Source organism: Sulfurivermis fontis (assembly GCF_004001245.1).
Classification (GTDB): domain Bacteria; phylum Pseudomonadota; class Gammaproteobacteria; order Thiohalomonadales; family Thiohalomonadaceae; genus Sulfurivermis; species Sulfurivermis fontis.
In genome coordinates, this window is record NZ_AP018724.1 from 39,879 (window position 1) to 53,909 (window position 14,031).

Annotated in this window: 15 protein-coding genes; 9 read left to right on the forward strand and 6 right to left on the reverse strand. The window is 67.0% G+C overall.

The genetic code is table 11. The features are described 5' to 3' along the window. Nucleotides 1-10: 10 nt before the first annotated feature. The 3 genes from EP379_RS00195 to coaBC are packed head-to-tail and all read right to left on the reverse strand — an operon-like array spanning nt 11 to nt 2,976. The gene (locus tag EP379_RS00195; RefSeq protein WP_127474560.1) at nt 11-1,264 is read right to left on the reverse strand and encodes a hypothetical protein; all 1,254 of its coding nucleotides are present in this window, start codon (nt 1,262-1,264) and stop codon (nt 11-13) included. 25 nt (nt 1,265-1,289) lie between these two features. After that, nucleotides 1,290-1,745: a dUTP diphosphatase gene (gene dut, locus EP379_RS00200; protein WP_127474562.1), complete on the reverse strand. Its 456-nt coding sequence runs from the start codon at nt 1,743-1,745 to the stop codon at nt 1,290-1,292. 31 nt (nt 1,746-1,776) lie between these two features. Continuing rightward, complete coding sequence (gene coaBC, locus EP379_RS00205) at nt 1,777-2,976, reverse strand: bifunctional phosphopantothenoylcysteine decarboxylase/phosphopantothenate--cysteine ligase CoaBC (RefSeq protein WP_127474565.1); 1,200 nt, start codon at nt 2,974-2,976, stop codon at nt 1,777-1,779. A 156-nt stretch (nt 2,977-3,132) separates the two neighbouring features. On the opposite strand from coaBC, the gene radC reads away from it, so the two are divergent. From radC to rpmG, 3 genes are all read left to right on the forward strand, one after another. Continuing rightward, nucleotides 3,133-3,807 (forward strand): RadC family protein, encoded by a 675-nt coding sequence (gene radC / locus EP379_RS00210; protein ID WP_127474567.1) that lies wholly within the window; start codon nt 3,133-3,135, stop codon nt 3,805-3,807. A gap of 72 nt (nt 3,808-3,879) precedes the next feature. After that, entirely contained in the window at nt 3,880-4,116 is a 237-nt protein-coding gene (gene rpmB, locus EP379_RS00215; RefSeq protein WP_127474569.1) for a 50S ribosomal protein L28, read from the forward strand. An 11-nt stretch (nt 4,117-4,127) separates the two neighbouring features. Then, the gene (gene rpmG / locus EP379_RS00220) at nt 4,128-4,295 is read left to right on the forward strand and encodes a 50S ribosomal protein L33 (protein ID WP_127474571.1); all 168 of its coding nucleotides are present in this window, start codon (nt 4,128-4,130) and stop codon (nt 4,293-4,295) included. Here rpmG and EP379_RS00225 read toward each other — a convergent pair. Continuing rightward, complete coding sequence (locus EP379_RS00225; protein WP_127474573.1) at nt 4,288-4,536, reverse strand: hypothetical protein; 249 nt, start codon at nt 4,534-4,536, stop codon at nt 4,288-4,290. The two genes, rpmG and EP379_RS00225, sit on opposite strands and share 8 nt — an antisense overlap. On the opposite strand from EP379_RS00225, the gene EP379_RS00230 reads away from it, so the two are divergent. Next, entirely contained in the window at nt 4,535-5,773 is a 1,239-nt protein-coding gene (locus EP379_RS00230) for an EAL and HDOD domain-containing protein (RefSeq protein WP_127474575.1), read from the forward strand. The two genes, EP379_RS00225 and EP379_RS00230, sit on opposite strands and share 2 nt — an antisense overlap. Here the strand turns inward: EP379_RS00230 and EP379_RS00235 are convergent. Both EP379_RS00235 and EP379_RS00240 read right to left on the reverse strand, forming a co-directional pair. Then, a complete protein-coding gene (locus tag EP379_RS00235) occupies nt 5,770-7,731 on the reverse strand; it encodes a hydantoinase/oxoprolinase family protein (RefSeq protein WP_127474577.1) in 1,962 nt (653 codons plus the stop codon). The genes EP379_RS00230 and EP379_RS00235 overlap by 4 nt on opposite strands. A gap of 62 nt (nt 7,732-7,793) precedes the next feature. Continuing rightward, entirely contained in the window at nt 7,794-8,876 is a 1,083-nt protein-coding gene (locus EP379_RS00240) for a GGDEF domain-containing protein (RefSeq protein WP_127474578.1), read from the reverse strand. Between the two features lie 141 nt (nt 8,877-9,017). On the opposite strand from EP379_RS00240, the gene EP379_RS00245 reads away from it, so the two are divergent. The 5 genes from EP379_RS00245 to mutM all read left to right on the forward strand — a co-directional run bounded on the left by EP379_RS00245 (nt 9,018) and on the right by mutM (nt 14,006). Beyond that, nucleotides 9,018-9,962, forward strand: a complete 945-nt coding sequence (locus tag EP379_RS00245) for an ABC transporter ATP-binding protein (RefSeq protein WP_127474580.1) — start codon at nt 9,018-9,020, stop codon at nt 9,960-9,962. Next, nucleotides 9,959-10,720, forward strand: coding sequence for an ABC transporter permease subunit (locus tag EP379_RS00250; RefSeq protein ID WP_127474582.1), 762 nt, complete (start codon nt 9,959-9,961; stop codon nt 10,718-10,720). Before EP379_RS00245 ends, EP379_RS00250 begins: the two co-directional genes overlap by 4 nt. A gap of 155 nt (nt 10,721-10,875) precedes the next feature. Next, entirely contained in the window at nt 10,876-12,288 is a 1,413-nt protein-coding gene (locus EP379_RS00255) for a GldG family protein (protein WP_127474585.1), read from the forward strand. A gap of 13 nt (nt 12,289-12,301) precedes the next feature. Continuing rightward, complete coding sequence (locus EP379_RS00260; protein ID WP_127474587.1) at nt 12,302-13,159, forward strand: DUF4340 domain-containing protein; 858 nt, start codon at nt 12,302-12,304, stop codon at nt 13,157-13,159. A gap of 31 nt (nt 13,160-13,190) precedes the next feature. Next, nucleotides 13,191-14,006, forward strand: coding sequence for a bifunctional DNA-formamidopyrimidine glycosylase/DNA-(apurinic or apyrimidinic site) lyase (gene mutM, locus EP379_RS00265; protein ID WP_127474589.1), 816 nt, complete (start codon nt 13,191-13,193; stop codon nt 14,004-14,006). Nucleotides 14,007-14,031 lie beyond the last annotated feature (25 nt).

The window sequence follows — 14,031 nt, forward strand, 5'->3', positions numbered from 1 at the left end:
CGGGCGGGAATTATTTGGATTTGTCGTCGGGTTTGCCGCCGCCCAGACGGGTGGCCAAGGCACCCAGCTCTTCCACCTGCACGGCGTCCTGGGCCATGAACATCAGGGAAGAAGGCATGTCGTCACCTTCCGGCGGCTCATCGACGATGATGCCCTGCTCCTGCTGCTGCATCGCCGCCGCCCTGGCGGCATCGGGGTGGACCGCCCTGGGCTGCTGGGTCGCCAGATGCTGCTCCAGTGCGTTGAGCACCTCCAGCGACTCGGCCAGCTTTACGTCGAAATTGTGCTGGCGGCGGCCGCTCCACATCTCCACCGCCTGCTTTACCACGGCTACCAGATCGCCGCGCACGATGCGGCCGGCAAGGGTGGTAAACAGTACAAAGGCGACGATCAGTACCACCAGTGCCACGCCGAATACGGTAAGCAGGCCCACCTGCTCGGCAGTGCTGACGGTCGCCACGCTGCCCGGCGCCCAATAGACGAGGCTCCAGGCAGTACCGGCGACAGGTGCCGCATAGGTGGCCGGTGTGGCCTGCAGCCCGGCATCGCCCAGCGCCGCCAGCATCAGATGCTTGTCCCCGGTGCCCTGGCGCAACTCCACGTAACCCCCCCCTCCGTTCAGCAGCGGCCGCAGCCATTCGCGCAGCACGGCGACGTCCAGCGTGACCAGCAGGCTGCCCACGATCTCTTTATCTCCCACCACCGGCCGCAGCAGATCCACATGCTGTACCTTGGTGCCATAGAGATGGGCCTCCACCGGCGGTTCCTGCCCGGCCTCGGCGGTGCGGGCCAGCTCCAGGCAGGCATAACTCAGCGGCGGGACTGCGTTTTCATCCAGCCGGTCATCGCCGCGGGCGATGAAGCGGATACGCAGCACCGAAGGAAACAGGACGCGCAGGCGCGCAACGTGCTCGTCCAATGCCGTCTGGTCGCCGGCCTTCAAGGCCGCGACGACCGCCGGCGCGCGTCCGGCCGCGGCGATGACATCGGTATAGCCGCGCAGTCGGCCGGCCAGGACAGCGGCCAAGCGATCCGTCTCGGCGTGGGTGATGGCGTCGCGTCGCTCCAGACCCACCAGAGAGAACTGCAGGTAGACCAGCGCCGCCACGACCACCAGAGTTATCAGGCTGGTCAGCAGCAGGGGCATGACCAGGACACGGATGGTCAGGCCCCGTGAGGGCTTTTTCTGCTCCGGCGCCGCGGCGGCGGCCGGTGCAGGTTCCTCGTCGGAGTTTTTGCGGAATTTGCTGAAGAGAGATTTCACGGCATCACTTCCTGGTTATGCCGAGCTAGTTGTGGCCAGTGTGGCCGAAACCGCCACTGCCGCGTGCGCTCGCCTCGAAATCGTCCACCACCTCGAAATCCGCCTGGACCACGGGGATGAACACCATTTGTGCAATACGCTCACCGGCGTTGATGGTAAAGGAATCGCCGGAGCGGTTCCAACAGGAGACGAAGATCTGGCCCTGATAGTCGCTGTCGATGAGACCGACCAGGTTGCCCAGCACGATACCTTTCTTGTGGCCCAGGCCGGAACGCGGCAGCAGGACTGCCGCCAGTGACGGATCGCCGATATGGATGGCGATGCCGGTGGGGATCAGGTGGGACTCGCCCGGCTTGACCTCCAGCGGGGCGTCGATACAGGCGCGCAGGTCGAGGCCGGCGGAGCCGCGGGTGGCGTAGGCCGGCAGGGGAAACTCGCTGCCGATGCGGGAATCGAGGATTTTCAATTCAATTTTGCGCATATAGCCTTCCTGTTGCGGCGTTTGTGCGTTTTTACGTTTGGCTGGCCGCGGCGTAGCGTGCGCCGATGAGTGCCACCAGTTGCCGCGCCAGTTCGGTTTTGGGCGCTTCTTCCAGCGTGGCTCCTCCATCCGCCCAGAAGACCTGCAGGGCGTTGTGCTCGGTTTCGAAGCCCCGCCCCGCGCCGACCCAATTGGCGGCGATCATGTCCAAGCCCTTCTGCGCCAGCTTGCCGCGCGCGTAACGCTCCAGGTCGTCGGTTTCGGCGGCAAAGCCCACGGTGAAGACCTCCGGCCGCGTTGCACTGACTGTTGCCAGGATATCCGGATTGCGCGTCATATCCAGCGTCATGCCGGCCTGTTCCTTCTTTAGCTTCGTGTCGGCGACGGTGGCGGGGCGGTAGTCGGCCACCGCTGCCGCCGCCACCAGCAGATCGAACCGTTCCGCCTCCACCGCCGCCAGCATCTCCGCCGCGCTTTCCACGTCGATGCGCCGCACCCCCGCCGGTGTGGGCAGGGCCACGGGACCGGCCACCAGAACAACCTCCGCGCCGGCCACCGCCAGCGCCGCGGCCACGGCGAAGCCCATCTTGCCGGAACTGCGGTTGCTGATGAAGCGCACCGGATCGATGGCCTCCCGCGTCGGGCCGGCGGTGACCAGGGCGCGCACGCCGGCCAGGGGACCACTGGCAAACAGCTCGCCGGCCAGGCGCAGCAGCTCGGCGGGCTCCAGCATGCGGCCCGGCCCGACCTCGCCGCAGGCCTGCTCGCCGCAGGCGGGACCGAAGAGGTGCACACCGCGGGCCGCCAGGCGCTGCACGTTGTCCTGCGTCGCCTGCGCCTGCCACATCTGCTGGTTCATGGCCGGGGCCACGGCGATGGGTGCGCCGCTCGCCAGGCACAGGGTGGCGAGCAGGTCATCGGCACGGCCGCCGGCCAGGCGGGCGAGGAAATCGGCGCTGGCCGGGGCCACCAGGATCAGGTCGGCCCAGCGCGCCAGTTCGATGTGATCCATGCCCGCCTCGGCGGCGGCATCGAACAGCTCGGTGCGCACCGGATGGCCGGACAGGGCCTGGAAGGTCAGTGGGGTGACGAACTCGGTGGCGCCGCGGGTCATCACCACCCGCACCTCCGCCCCGGCGCGGCGCAGCAGCCGCACCAGTTCGGCGGCCTTGTAGGCGGCGATGCCGCCGGTGACGCCGAGGAGTATGTGTCTGTTCACTAACCCGTTCATGGCCGTGAAGTATAAAGAAGGCAGGTACGAGGTGCGAGGGGAAAGGGGCGGGAAGATGAGCGCGCAGCGCACTTCATCCTCGCAATTCGCCCTTTTCCCGGTTGTATCCGTATTTCGTATCCCGTACCCTCTTAGCCTCACACAAGGAGGTGAACCATGGCCATCAGGGACTGGCCGGCAGCGGAACGGCCGCGGGAGAAATTGTTGCAGCGGGGCGCTGCGGCCCTGTCCGACGCCGAGCTGCTGGCGATCTTCCTGCGCACCGGAGTGGCGGGCCTGAGTGCGGTGGACCTGGCGCGGCAGCTCATCGGCGACTTCGGCGGGCTGCGTCCACTGCTCGAGGCCGACTGCAAAAACTTCTGCCGCCACAAGGGCTTGGGCGCGGCCAAGTATGTCCAGTTGCAGGCCACCCTGGAGCTGGGACGGCGCCACCTGCTCGCCACCCTGCAACGCGGCGACGCCCTGACCTCACCGGACGACACCCGCCGCTTCCTCGCCGCCCGTCTGCGCGGCTATGGCCACGAGGTGTTCGCCGCCCTGTTCCTGGACAACCGCCACCGCGTCATCGCCTTCGAGGAGCTGTTCAGCGGTACCATCGACGGCGCCTCGGTGCACCCGCGCGAGGTGGTCAAGCGCGCCCTGGGCCATAATGCCGCGGCCCTGATCCTGGCCCACAACCACCCCTCCGGCGTGGCGGAGCCGAGCCGGGCCGACGAATCCATCACCCGCCGCCTCAAGGAGGCGCTGGCCCTGGTGGAGATCCGGGTGCTGGATCACCTCGTCGTCGGCGACGGCGAAATCGTCTCCCTGGCGGAGCGGGGTTTGATCTGAGGGGCGGTATCTGGTATAAAACGCGGCTCCTCGCCGGGAGGCGGGAAAGAATTCCCTTCGGAGGCAAGAATCATGTCCAGAGTATGTAAGGTTACGGGCAAGGGCCCGATGACCGGTAACAACGTATCGCACGCCAACAACAAGACGCGCCGTCGCTTCCTGCCCAACCTGCAGAGCCACCGCTTCTGGGTCGAGAGCGAAAACCGCTTCGTCCGCCTGCGTGTTTCCACCAAGGCCATGCGCACCATCGACAAGAAGGGCATCGACGCCGTTCTGGCCGAACTGCGTGCCGCCGGCGAGAAGGTCTGAGGAGATAAGCCATGGCCAAGGGCGCACGTGACAAGATCAAGCTGGTGTCCACTGCCGACACCGGTCATTTCTACACCACTACCAAGAACAAGCGCACCATGCCCGAGAAGATGGAGATCAAGAAGTTCGATCCCGTCGCCCGCAAGCATGTGGTGTACAAGGAAGCGAAGATCAAATAAACGCTTCCTCGCCTCCGAAACGAAAGGCCCGGCACAAGCCGGGCTTTTCGTTTTCGGGACCGCAGGGTGGCAATAACCGCCGTGAAATGGAAAAGCGCCGTCCACCCGCCAGATCCCCTTTGCCGATCATGGTTTCTGCACGATTTGTATCCATGCCGGGGAAGTGACTATAGTCTCCTTCCGCCGCCTGGCCACCAGTGGCACAATGACCAGGCAGGGCTGCAAGGACGGTCAGGACCATGGATGAAATATTCGTCGGGCGCCAGCCCATCTACAACCGCAAACTGGAAGTCGTCGGTTACGAACTCCTTTACCGCAGCAGCCTGCACAACCAGGCGCAATTCCTCGACGGCGATCAGGCCACCGGCGAGGTGATCCTCAATGCCTTCCTCGAACTGGGGCTGGAGAATATTTCCGGCCGCTATCCCGCCTTCATCAATCTCAGCCGCAGCTTTCTCGTCGGCGACAAGCCGCTGCCGTTTTCCCACAAGCGTGTGGTGCTGGAAGTTCTGGAGGACATCGAACCCGATGCGGCGGTGATCGAAGCGCTGCGCCGGCTGGCGCGGAACGGCTACATCATCGCGCTGGATGATTTCGTCTACCGCCCGGAACTGGAGCCACTGGCGGAGCTCGCCCACATCATCAAGGTCGATGTGCTCGGCGTCGACCCCGATGCGCTGACGGAGCGGGTGGCACAGCTGAAGCGCCACAAGGTGCGCCTGCTGGCCGAAAAGGTGGAAAGCCACGACGAGTTCGAGCGCTGCAAGCAGCTCGGCTTCGATTACTTCCAGGGCTACTTCTTCTGCAAACCGAACATCGTGCGCGGCCGCAGCCGGCCGGTGAATCGCCTGGTGCTGATGAATCTGCTGGCGGAGCTGCAACGCCCCGAGACCGACATCAATAAATTGGAAAAACTGGTGGCGCAGGACGCCGCGCTCACCTATCGCCTGCTGCGCTATGTCAACTCGCCCTGCGTCGCCATCCGCCGCAAGGTGGAGTCGTTGCGCCGCGCCCTGGTGATCATCGGCGCCAACACCATCAAGAACTGGATCACCCTGATCCTGTTCACCCGCATCGACGACAAGCCGCGTGAGCTGGTGGTGACGGCGCTGGTGCGCGCACGCATGTGCGAACTGCTCGGTGCTGCATACCGCCACGAAGGACTGGATCGCTTCTTCACCGTCGGCCTGCTGTCGGCCATGGATGCGCTGATGGATCAGCCGATGGAGGAAGTCTTGAACGAGCTACCCCTGGTAGAGGAAGTGAAGGCGGCACTGCGCACGCGCGACGGCCACCTCGGCCACGTGTTGGAGCAGGTATTGCTGTACGAGTGGGGCGCCTGGGACAAGCTGTGCCAAAGCCTGGACAGCCTGACCTACCGCCAGGCTTACCTTGATGCCGTGCGCTGGGCCGGCGACAGTCTCGCCACCGTCATGGGCAGCGGGGGCCCCAGTCTGGATACTGCCCGTACCGCCTAAGCCCGATAATCCAGTATCAGATTACCCACCGGATCCACCCGGCAGCGCCAACCCGGCGCCAGATAGGTGGTCGACACCCGCTCGGTGATCAGGGCCGGGCCGTCGATGACCTGGCCCATGGCCAGGGCCTCCCGCTGCCAGATGCTCGCCTCCTCCCTTACCCCGTATAGCGTGGCATGACCCGCGCACTCTGCCGCACTTCGCGGTGCGGCTGCCAGCTGCAGCGGCAAGGCCGGCGCGGCGAGCGCCAGGCGCACGTTCACCAGTTCCACCGGCAGGGCGAGGCGATGGCCGAAGCGGCCCTGGTGGGCAATGTGGAAGGCCTCGCTGGCGGAGGCGACATCGCTCCACGGGATATTGAGGGTGTAGGACTGGCCGCGGTAACGCAGGTCGAGGCTGCGGCGCGCCTGCACGGTGGCGGGGTCCACCCCCTCGGCCGCCAGCGCGCGGCCGCCCTCCGCCATCAGCTCCGCGTAATGCTGCTCCAGCGTCGGGCCCAGGTCGGCCAGCAGGCCGGTGACGGTGCGCGACAGCTGGCGTCCCGGGGGCGCCGCCAGCATTCCCAGGGCCGACAGCACGCCGGCATGCACCGGCACCAGGGCCTGGCGCATGCCGAGGCTCTCGGCCAGGGCGCAGACATGCAGGCCGCCGGCGCCGCCGAAGGACACCAGGGTCAGGCTGCGCGGGTCGACGCCGCGCTGCACCGACATCACGCGCAGCGCCCGCGCCATGTGCTCGTCGGCCAGGCGCACGATCCCGGCGGCGGTCTCCTCCACCCCCAGCCCCAGCGACTCGCCCAGCCGCGCCACGGCGGCGCGCGCCGCCGCCGCATCGAGGCGCAGGCCGCCGCCGAGAAAGGCGCCGGGCAACAGCCGGCCCAGCACCAGGTTGGCGTCGGTGACGGTGGCCTGGGTGCCGCCGTGGCCGTAACAGGCCGGTCCCGGCGCCGCTCCCGCGGACTGCGGCCCCACCTGCAGCAGGCCGCCGCCGTCGATCCAGGCCAGCGAGCCGCCGCCCGCGCCGATGGTGTGCATGTCCACCTGTGCCACCGCCACCGGCCAGGGGCCGATGCGCCCCTCGCTGGTGAGACGCAGCTCGCCGTCGATGAGGGCGACGTCGGTGGAGGTGCCCCCCATGTCGAAGGTGAGCAGTTGCCGGCGGTCGGCCTGCGCCGCCACGAAGCGCGCCCCCACCAGGCCGCCGGCCGGTCCCGACAGCAGCATGCGCACCGCCTGTCGGCCGGCCTGCGCCGCGTCCGCCGTCTCGCCCGAACTCTGCATCACCGCCACCCGCGCACACGGCAGGGCGTGCTTCAGGCGATGCAGATAGCCTTCCACCAGCGGCCCCACCCAGGCATTGAGCCAGGTGGCGATGCCGCGCTCGTATTCGCGGATCTCGGGCAGCACGGCGGAGGAGCGGGAGATGAACAGGTTTTCGGTCAGGGCCTGCTCGATGGCGCGCTCGAAGCGGTCGTCGCGCCAGGAGTAGAGCAGGTTGATGGCCACGGCGCGCGGCGCCAGCCGCTCGATGGTGCGGCGCAGGGCGGCCAGATCGTCATCGGTCAGGTCTTCCACTACGCTGCCGTCCGCGCCCAGGCGACCGCCGGTTTCCACGCACAGCTCGGGCGGCACCGGCGGCGGCACAGGTGTAGGTTGCAGGTTGTACAGTTCGGCGCGCGCCTGGCGGCCGAGGGTGAGCAGATCCCGGAGGCCGCGGTTGCCGATGTAGACGGTGCGCACGCCCTTGCCTTCCAGGGCGGCGTTGGTGGCGACGGTGGAGCCATGCACCAGGTGCAGCTCGTGCAGCCGCTCCATCAGGCCGAGCTCGCCGATGCCTTGCAGGATGGCGCGCTCCGGCGCCTCCGGGGTGGACAGCACCTTGTGGATGCGCAGTGCACCGTCTTCGTACAGCACGAAGTCGGTGAAGGTGCCGCCGGTGTCGACGCCGAGAAACAGCATGATCAGGGAGGGTCCGTACGAAAGCGTGGCGGCTATTGTACGGTCTCAACGCAGATTTGGCGTCAGATCACCACCACGCGGTTGCGGCCCTCCTCCTTGGCCTGATACAGGGCATCGTCGGCGCGGCGGATCAGGCCGCGCACGTCGTCGCGTGCCGTCGCCCGGGTCAGGCCCAGACTGATGGTGAGGCGGATGTTCTGCTCATCGCACTGCACCAGCTCCTGCTCGACGCCGCGGCGCAGGCGTTCGGCCACCTTGCGCGCAACCTCCAGCGGGGTGTCATCCAGCACGATGATGAACTCCTCACCGCCGAAGCGGCCGACGATGTCGAACTCGCGCAGCAGCTGTTGCAGCTTGGCGGCGACGCATTGCAACACCTTGTCGCCGGTGAGGTGGCCGTAGGTGTCGTTGATCTGCTTGAAGTGATCCACATCGGACATGATCAGGCACAGCTGGGTGTTGCGTTTCCCTACCGTGGCCAGCGCGGCTTCCAGTTCGTTCAGCGCCGATTCGCGGTTGGCCAGCCCGGTGAGGGTATCGCGGCCAACCTTTTCGTGCAGACGCCAGTGTTCGCTTTGCAGGTTGTCCACCGTCTCGCGCAGGTCCGCCATCCGCACCGAATGATAGGTCTCGATGGCCAGGGTCATGTCGAGGGCGGTGATCTTGCTGATGAAGCCGCACAGTGCCAGGTGCTCGGCGCTGCCCGGCGGGATGGCGGCGGGAATGGCCTCGACCAGCAGTTGTTGCAGGTGGCGGTAGGAGGCCTGGTACAGGCTGAGGGGGATGTTGCGCTGGGCATGGATCTCGCCGATGCGCAGGCGCTCGCCGAAATAGTCCTCGCCGGAGAAGTCGTGTCCCAGGCTGAGCAGGTAGCGGCGCTGGGTGTTTTTGAGGTGCGCGAGATTGTCGCGGTTACCGATGGCGCGCATGATCTCGGGGAAGCGCTGCTGGAAGTCGTAGAAGCGTTCCACCAGCGCGTCCACCTGCGGCGCAATCACCTCCTGTTGCAGGCGCTGCGCCCAGTGCTGGTCGGCATCGCCGAGTTCCAGCAGTTCGAGTCGATGGCGGCGCGCCGCGGCATCGAAACCATAGCGTGCGCAGACCCTTCCCGCCCCCTCCGCGGTGTGTACGGTCTCTTGTTTCATGGCGTATTGTGGTGTGCTGAACTTACGGCCCGTTTATAGTGTCTTTGGCGGCGGATGCCGCTGCCTGTGTCTGGCCGGACCGAATAACCCCGCGGGATGATAAACTAATCCCGCGATAAATCAATAAATAACCCGAGCATCATGGATACGGATACCCTCATCGACGTACAACACCTGACCCGCTATTACGGCACCCACCGCGCCGTGCACGACCTCAGCTTCCAGGTCCGCCGCGGCGAGGTGCTCGGTTTCCTCGGTCCCAACGGGGCCGGCAAATCCACCACCATGCAGATGATCACCGGCAACCTCGCCCCCAGCGAAGGCCGCGTGCTGATCAACGGCGTCGACCTGCTCGACGAGCCGCTGCGCGCCAAGGCGGCGCTGGGCTACCTGCCGGAGCAGCCGCCGGTGTACCGCGAGCTGACGGTGGACGAATACCTCACCTACTGCGCGCGCCTCAACCGCATCCCGGGTGCGCGGGTGCGCGCCGCGGTGGCGACGGCGCGCGAGCGTTGCGGCCTGGCCGACGTCGGCCGCCGCCTCATCGGCAACCTGTCCAAGGGCTACCAGCAGCGCGTCGGCATCGCCCAGGCGATCATCCACGCCCCGGCGGTGGTGATCCTGGACGAGCCCACCGTCGGCCTCGACCCGATCCAGATCCGCGAGATCCGCAGCCTCATCCGCGAGCTGTCGGCGGAGCACAGCGTGATCCTCTCCACCCACATCCTGCCCGAGGTGCAGGCCACCTGCGACCGCGTGCAGATCATCAACAAGGGCGAGCTGGTGCTCACCGACAGCATCGATGGCCTCACCCGGCGCATGCAACATGCGGCACTGCGCGTGGTGCTGCGCTTCCCGCCCGAGGCGGCGCGGCTGCACGCCATCGACGGCGTGCAGGAGGTCGAGCTGCTGGAGGAGGGGCGCTTCCGCCTGCATCACGCGCCGGAGGTGAACCCGGCCGAGGCGGTGGCGGCGGCGGCGGTGCAGCACGGCTGGGGCCTGCTGGAGCTGACCCCGGAACATGCCTCGCTGGAGGACATCTTCGTGCAGCTCACGCGCAATGACGTGGCGGAGGAGGCGGCATGATGATCGGCCATATCGCCATGCGCGAATTGCGCACCCTGTTCCTCTCGCCGCTGGCCTGGAGCATCCTGGCCGTGGTGCAGTTCATCCTCGCCTGGCTGTTCCTGTCGCAACTGGATCAGTACATCCGCCTGCAGCCGCAGATTGCGCTGATGCAGTCGCCGCCGGGCCTGGCCGAGGTGATCGTCGCGCCGCTGTTCGGCAGCGCCGGCATCGTCATGCTGCTGGTGGTCCCGCTGATCACCATGCGCCTGGTGAGCGACGAGCGCCGCGCGCGCACCCTGCCGCTGCTGTTCTCGGCGCCGGTGTCGATGAGCGAGATCATCCTCGGCAAGTATCTCGGCGTGATGGCGTTTCTCTCGATCATGCTCGGCCTCATCGCGCTGATGCCGCTGTCGCTGCTCGTCGCCGGCAGTCTCGACCTCGGCCAGTTCGCCAGCGGCCTGCTCGGCCTGTTCCTGATGCTGGCCGCCTTCGCCGCGCTGGGTCTGTACATCTCGACGCTGACCGCGCAGCCGACGGTGGCGGCGGTGGCCAGCTTCGGCGCGCTGCTGCTGCTGTGGGTGATCAATCTGGCCGGCAATGCGGTGGACGATTCCGGCTCGCGCGGCATCTTCGCCTGGCTGTCGCTGCAGCAGCACTACGAAGCCCTGCTGCGCGGCATCTTCGACAGCAGCGACCTGGTGTACTACCTGCTGTTCATCGCCGTGTTCCTGGTCTTCGCGGTGCGCCGTCTCGACGCCGACCGCCTGCAACATTGACAGCAACCACTTTCCGCGAATGAACGCAAATGCACGTGAATGTTGGCCGTATGGCCATGGGCAGTGGTGTCACCCGAGTCGCAGTCCAGTGAACAGTTCCAAGGATTCGCGTCTATTTGCGTTTATTTGCGGACACAACGGTCTTTAACAACACCATGGAAGCGAACAAGAAAAACCGCCGTCTCCTGCGCCTGCAAGGCGCCTCGTTTGCCGTGCTGTTCCTCGCCGCCGTCGGCCTCGTCGCCTGGCTCAGCACGCGCTACCACTTCCAGGCCGACTGGACCGCCGCCGGCCGCCATACCCTGGCGCCGGCCAGTGTGGCACTGCTCGCCGAGCTGCAGGACCCGATCCGCATCACCGCCTTTGCGCGCCAGAGCGAACTGGTGGCGACGCGGCGCCAGATCAGCGACCTGGTCGGGCGCTATCAGCGCCACAAGCCGGACCTGACGCTGAATTTCGTCGACCCGGACATGGCGCCCGATCGCGTGCGCGACGAAGGGATCAGCATGGATGGCGAGATGGTGGTGGAGTATCAGGGCCGCAAGCTGCACGTGCAGCAGCTGACCGAGCAGGCGCTGACCAACACCCTGCACAAGCTGGCGCGCAGCGCCGAGCGCAAGGTGCTGTTCCTGGAGGGGCACGGCGAGCGCAACCCGGAAGGCGGCGCCAATCACGACTACGGCGCCTTCGGCGAGCAGTTGCGCAACAAGGGTTTTCATCTCGCCCGTCTCAATCTCACCGCCACGCCGGAGATCCCCGCCGACGCCTCGCTGCTGGTGATCGCCAGTCCGCAGGTGGATCTGTTCCCCGGCGAGGTGCGCCTGATACAGGACTATGTCGAACGCGGCGGCAACCTGCTGTGGCTGGCCGAACCGGAGGGACGCCACCAGCTCGATCCGCTGGCGGCGCAACTGGGGCTCGCCTTCCATCCCGGCACCGTGGTCGACCCGACCACGCAACTGCTCGGTATCGACAACGCCGCGTTCTCGGTGGTGGTGGAATATCCGCAGCACGCCATCGTGCGCGACCTCGCCAGCGTGACCCTGTTCCCCTTCGCCGCCGCCATCGATGCCGGCAAGGCGGGCGAGACGTGGCAGGCGACGCCGTTCCTGCGCACCGTGCCGCGCGCCTGGGCGGAGACCGGCGTGATGCAGGGGGCGATCAGCTACGACGCCGGCAGCGACGTCGCCGGCCCGCTCACGCTGGCCGTTGCGCTGGAGCGGACGCGTCCGGCGGCGGAAATGGACACGCAAGACAACAAGGAACCCGCGGCGGATGATCACGACGCAGCCGGACCGCAGCAGCGTGTGGTGGTGATCGGCGACGGCGATTTCCTCGCCAACGCCTATCTCGGCAACGGCGCCAATCTGGAGCTGGGCGAGCGTCTGATCAACTGGCTGAGCCATGACGATGCGCTGATGCACATCCCGCCCAAGGCCGCCGTCGACACGCGCCTGGAGCTGTCGCCGTTGCTGTCCGGCATCATCGGCGTCAGCTTCCTGTTCCTCATCCCCGGCGGTCTGGTGATCGCCGGTGTGGTGATCTGGCTGAAGCGTCGCAAGCGTTAATCGGCGGGGCAGCATGAACAAGCGCAATCTGCTCAATCTGGTGTTGTTGCTGGTGGTGGCGGGGCTCGGCCTGCTGGCCTGGCTGGAGCCGGGGCGCAGTCCCGAGCCGCAGGCGGTGAAGATCACCGGGCTCGACCCCGCGGCCATCGAGCATATCCGCATCGAACGTCCGGCCGGGTTGCTGGAAATGGTGCGCCGCGATGGCCGCTGGCAGCTGACCGCGCCGCAGGCGGCACCGGCCAATACCGTCCGTACCGATGCCATCGTCAGCGTCGCCGCCATCGACAGCCTCAACCAGCAGCCCATCACCGGTCTCGACCTCGCCACCTACGGCCTGGACGAACCGAAGGCGCGGTTGCAGCTCAACGATGTCACCATCGACTTCGGCGCCGCCGCACCGCTGGACAACCGCCGCTATGTCCGTGTCGGCGATACCCTGCATCTGATCCCCGATCTGCGCTACTACCAGCTCATCGGCCACTGGAGCGGCTACGTCAGCCTGCGCCTGCTGGAGGACGGCACGCAGCTGGAGCGCATCGAGCTGCCGCAGCGCGTGCTGGTCAACGACAACGGCAGCTGGGTGCCGGAGCCGAAACCGGAACAGTGGTCGGCCGACGCCGCCACCGCACTGGCGCAGCGCTGGCAGACCGTGCAGGCGATGGAGGTGCGCGAATACAAGGGCGCCGCAACGGGTGCTGAGGTGCGGCTGCACCTGCGCGGACAGGAGCGGCCGCTGCGCCTCGTGATCGCGGCGCGCGAGCCGGAGCTGGTGCTGGTGCGGCCCGATCTCGGTCTGGCCTATCATCTGGTCGCCAGCCAGGCGCAGGAGCTGCTGGAGCTGTCCGCCCCGCAACAGGATCAAGAACCGTAGGAGCGTTGTTCAGCCCGGTTTGAATTTATCCATGCCCGAACTCCCGGAAGTCGAAACCACCCGCCGCGGTATCGCGCCCCACCTCACCGGGCATGCCGTGGTCGATGTCATCGTGCGTCATCCGCAACTGCGCTGGCCGGTGCCGCGCGGGCTTGCCGGCAAGCTGCGCGGCTGCGTGGTGCAGGCGGTGGAGCGGCGCGCCAAGTATCTCCTGCTGCGCTTTGCACACGGCACGCTGATCCTGCACCTGGGCATGTCCGGCAGCCTGCGCCTGGTCGATGCCAACGCCCCCGCCGGCAAGCACGAGCATTTCGATCTGGTGCTCGACTCCGGCCGCGCCCTGCGCCTGACCGATCCGCGCCGCTTCGGCGCCGTGCTGTGGACGAAGGATGAACCGACGCAGCATGAACTGCTGCGCGACCTCGGTCCCGAGCCGCTGGGCGATGAGTTCGATGCCGCGTATCTGTATCGCGCCACGCGCAAGCGCAAGGCCGCGATCAAGCAGTTCATCATGGACAGCAAGATCGTCGTTGGCGTCGGCAACATCTACGCCAGCGAGGCGCTGTTCCGCGCCGGCATCCATCCCTCGCGCGCGGCCGGTACGCTGTCGCAGGAGCGCTGTGCACGCCTCGTTGTCGCCATCAAGGAGGTGCTGCGCGAGGCCATCCGGCAGGGCGGCACCACGCTGCGCGATTTTACCGGCGGTGACGGCAAGCCCGGTTATTTCGCCCAGCAACTGCGCGTGTATGGCCGCGCCGGTGAGCCGTGCCCGGCATGTGGTGCTACGATCAAGCAGATGCGCCACGGCCAGCGCTCCACCTATTACTGTCCGCGCTGCCAGCGCTGAGGCACAGTTCGCCCACGGAGTGGGC

Coding starts and splice junctions, on each gene's coding strand:
- dut (WP_127474562.1), bottom strand. CDS start 1,745: ATGCGCAAAATTGAATTGAAAATCCTCGATTCCCGCATCGGCAGCGAG.
- coaBC (WP_127474565.1), bottom strand. CDS start 2,976: ATGAACGGGTTAGTGAACAGACACATACTCCTCGGCGTCACCGGCGGC.
- EP379_RS00225 (WP_127474573.1), bottom strand. CDS start 4,536: ATGGTCCTGACCGTCCTTGCAGCCCTGCCTGGTCATTGTGCCACTGGT.
- EP379_RS00230 (WP_127474575.1), top strand. CDS start 4,535: ATGGATGAAATATTCGTCGGGCGCCAGCCCATCTACAACCGCAAACTG.
- mutM (WP_127474589.1), top strand. CDS start 13,191: ATGCCCGAACTCCCGGAAGTCGAAACCACCCGCCGCGGTATCGCGCCC.
- rpmG (WP_127474571.1), top strand. CDS start 4,128: ATGGCCAAGGGCGCACGTGACAAGATCAAGCTGGTGTCCACTGCCGAC.
- EP379_RS00235 (WP_127474577.1), bottom strand. CDS start 7,731: ATGCTGTTTCTCGGCGTCGACACCGGCGGCACCTTCACCGACTTCGTG.
- rpmB (WP_127474569.1), top strand. CDS start 3,880: ATGTCCAGAGTATGTAAGGTTACGGGCAAGGGCCCGATGACCGGTAAC.
- EP379_RS00240 (WP_127474578.1), bottom strand. CDS start 8,876: ATGAAACAAGAGACCGTACACACCGCGGAGGGGGCGGGAAGGGTCTGC.
- EP379_RS00260 (WP_127474587.1), top strand. CDS start 12,302: ATGAACAAGCGCAATCTGCTCAATCTGGTGTTGTTGCTGGTGGTGGCG.
- EP379_RS00255 (WP_127474585.1), top strand. CDS start 10,876: ATGGAAGCGAACAAGAAAAACCGCCGTCTCCTGCGCCTGCAAGGCGCC.
- EP379_RS00245 (WP_127474580.1), top strand. CDS start 9,018: ATGGATACGGATACCCTCATCGACGTACAACACCTGACCCGCTATTAC.
- radC (WP_127474567.1), top strand. CDS start 3,133: ATGGCCATCAGGGACTGGCCGGCAGCGGAACGGCCGCGGGAGAAATTG.
- EP379_RS00250 (WP_127474582.1), top strand. CDS start 9,959: ATGATGATCGGCCATATCGCCATGCGCGAATTGCGCACCCTGTTCCTC.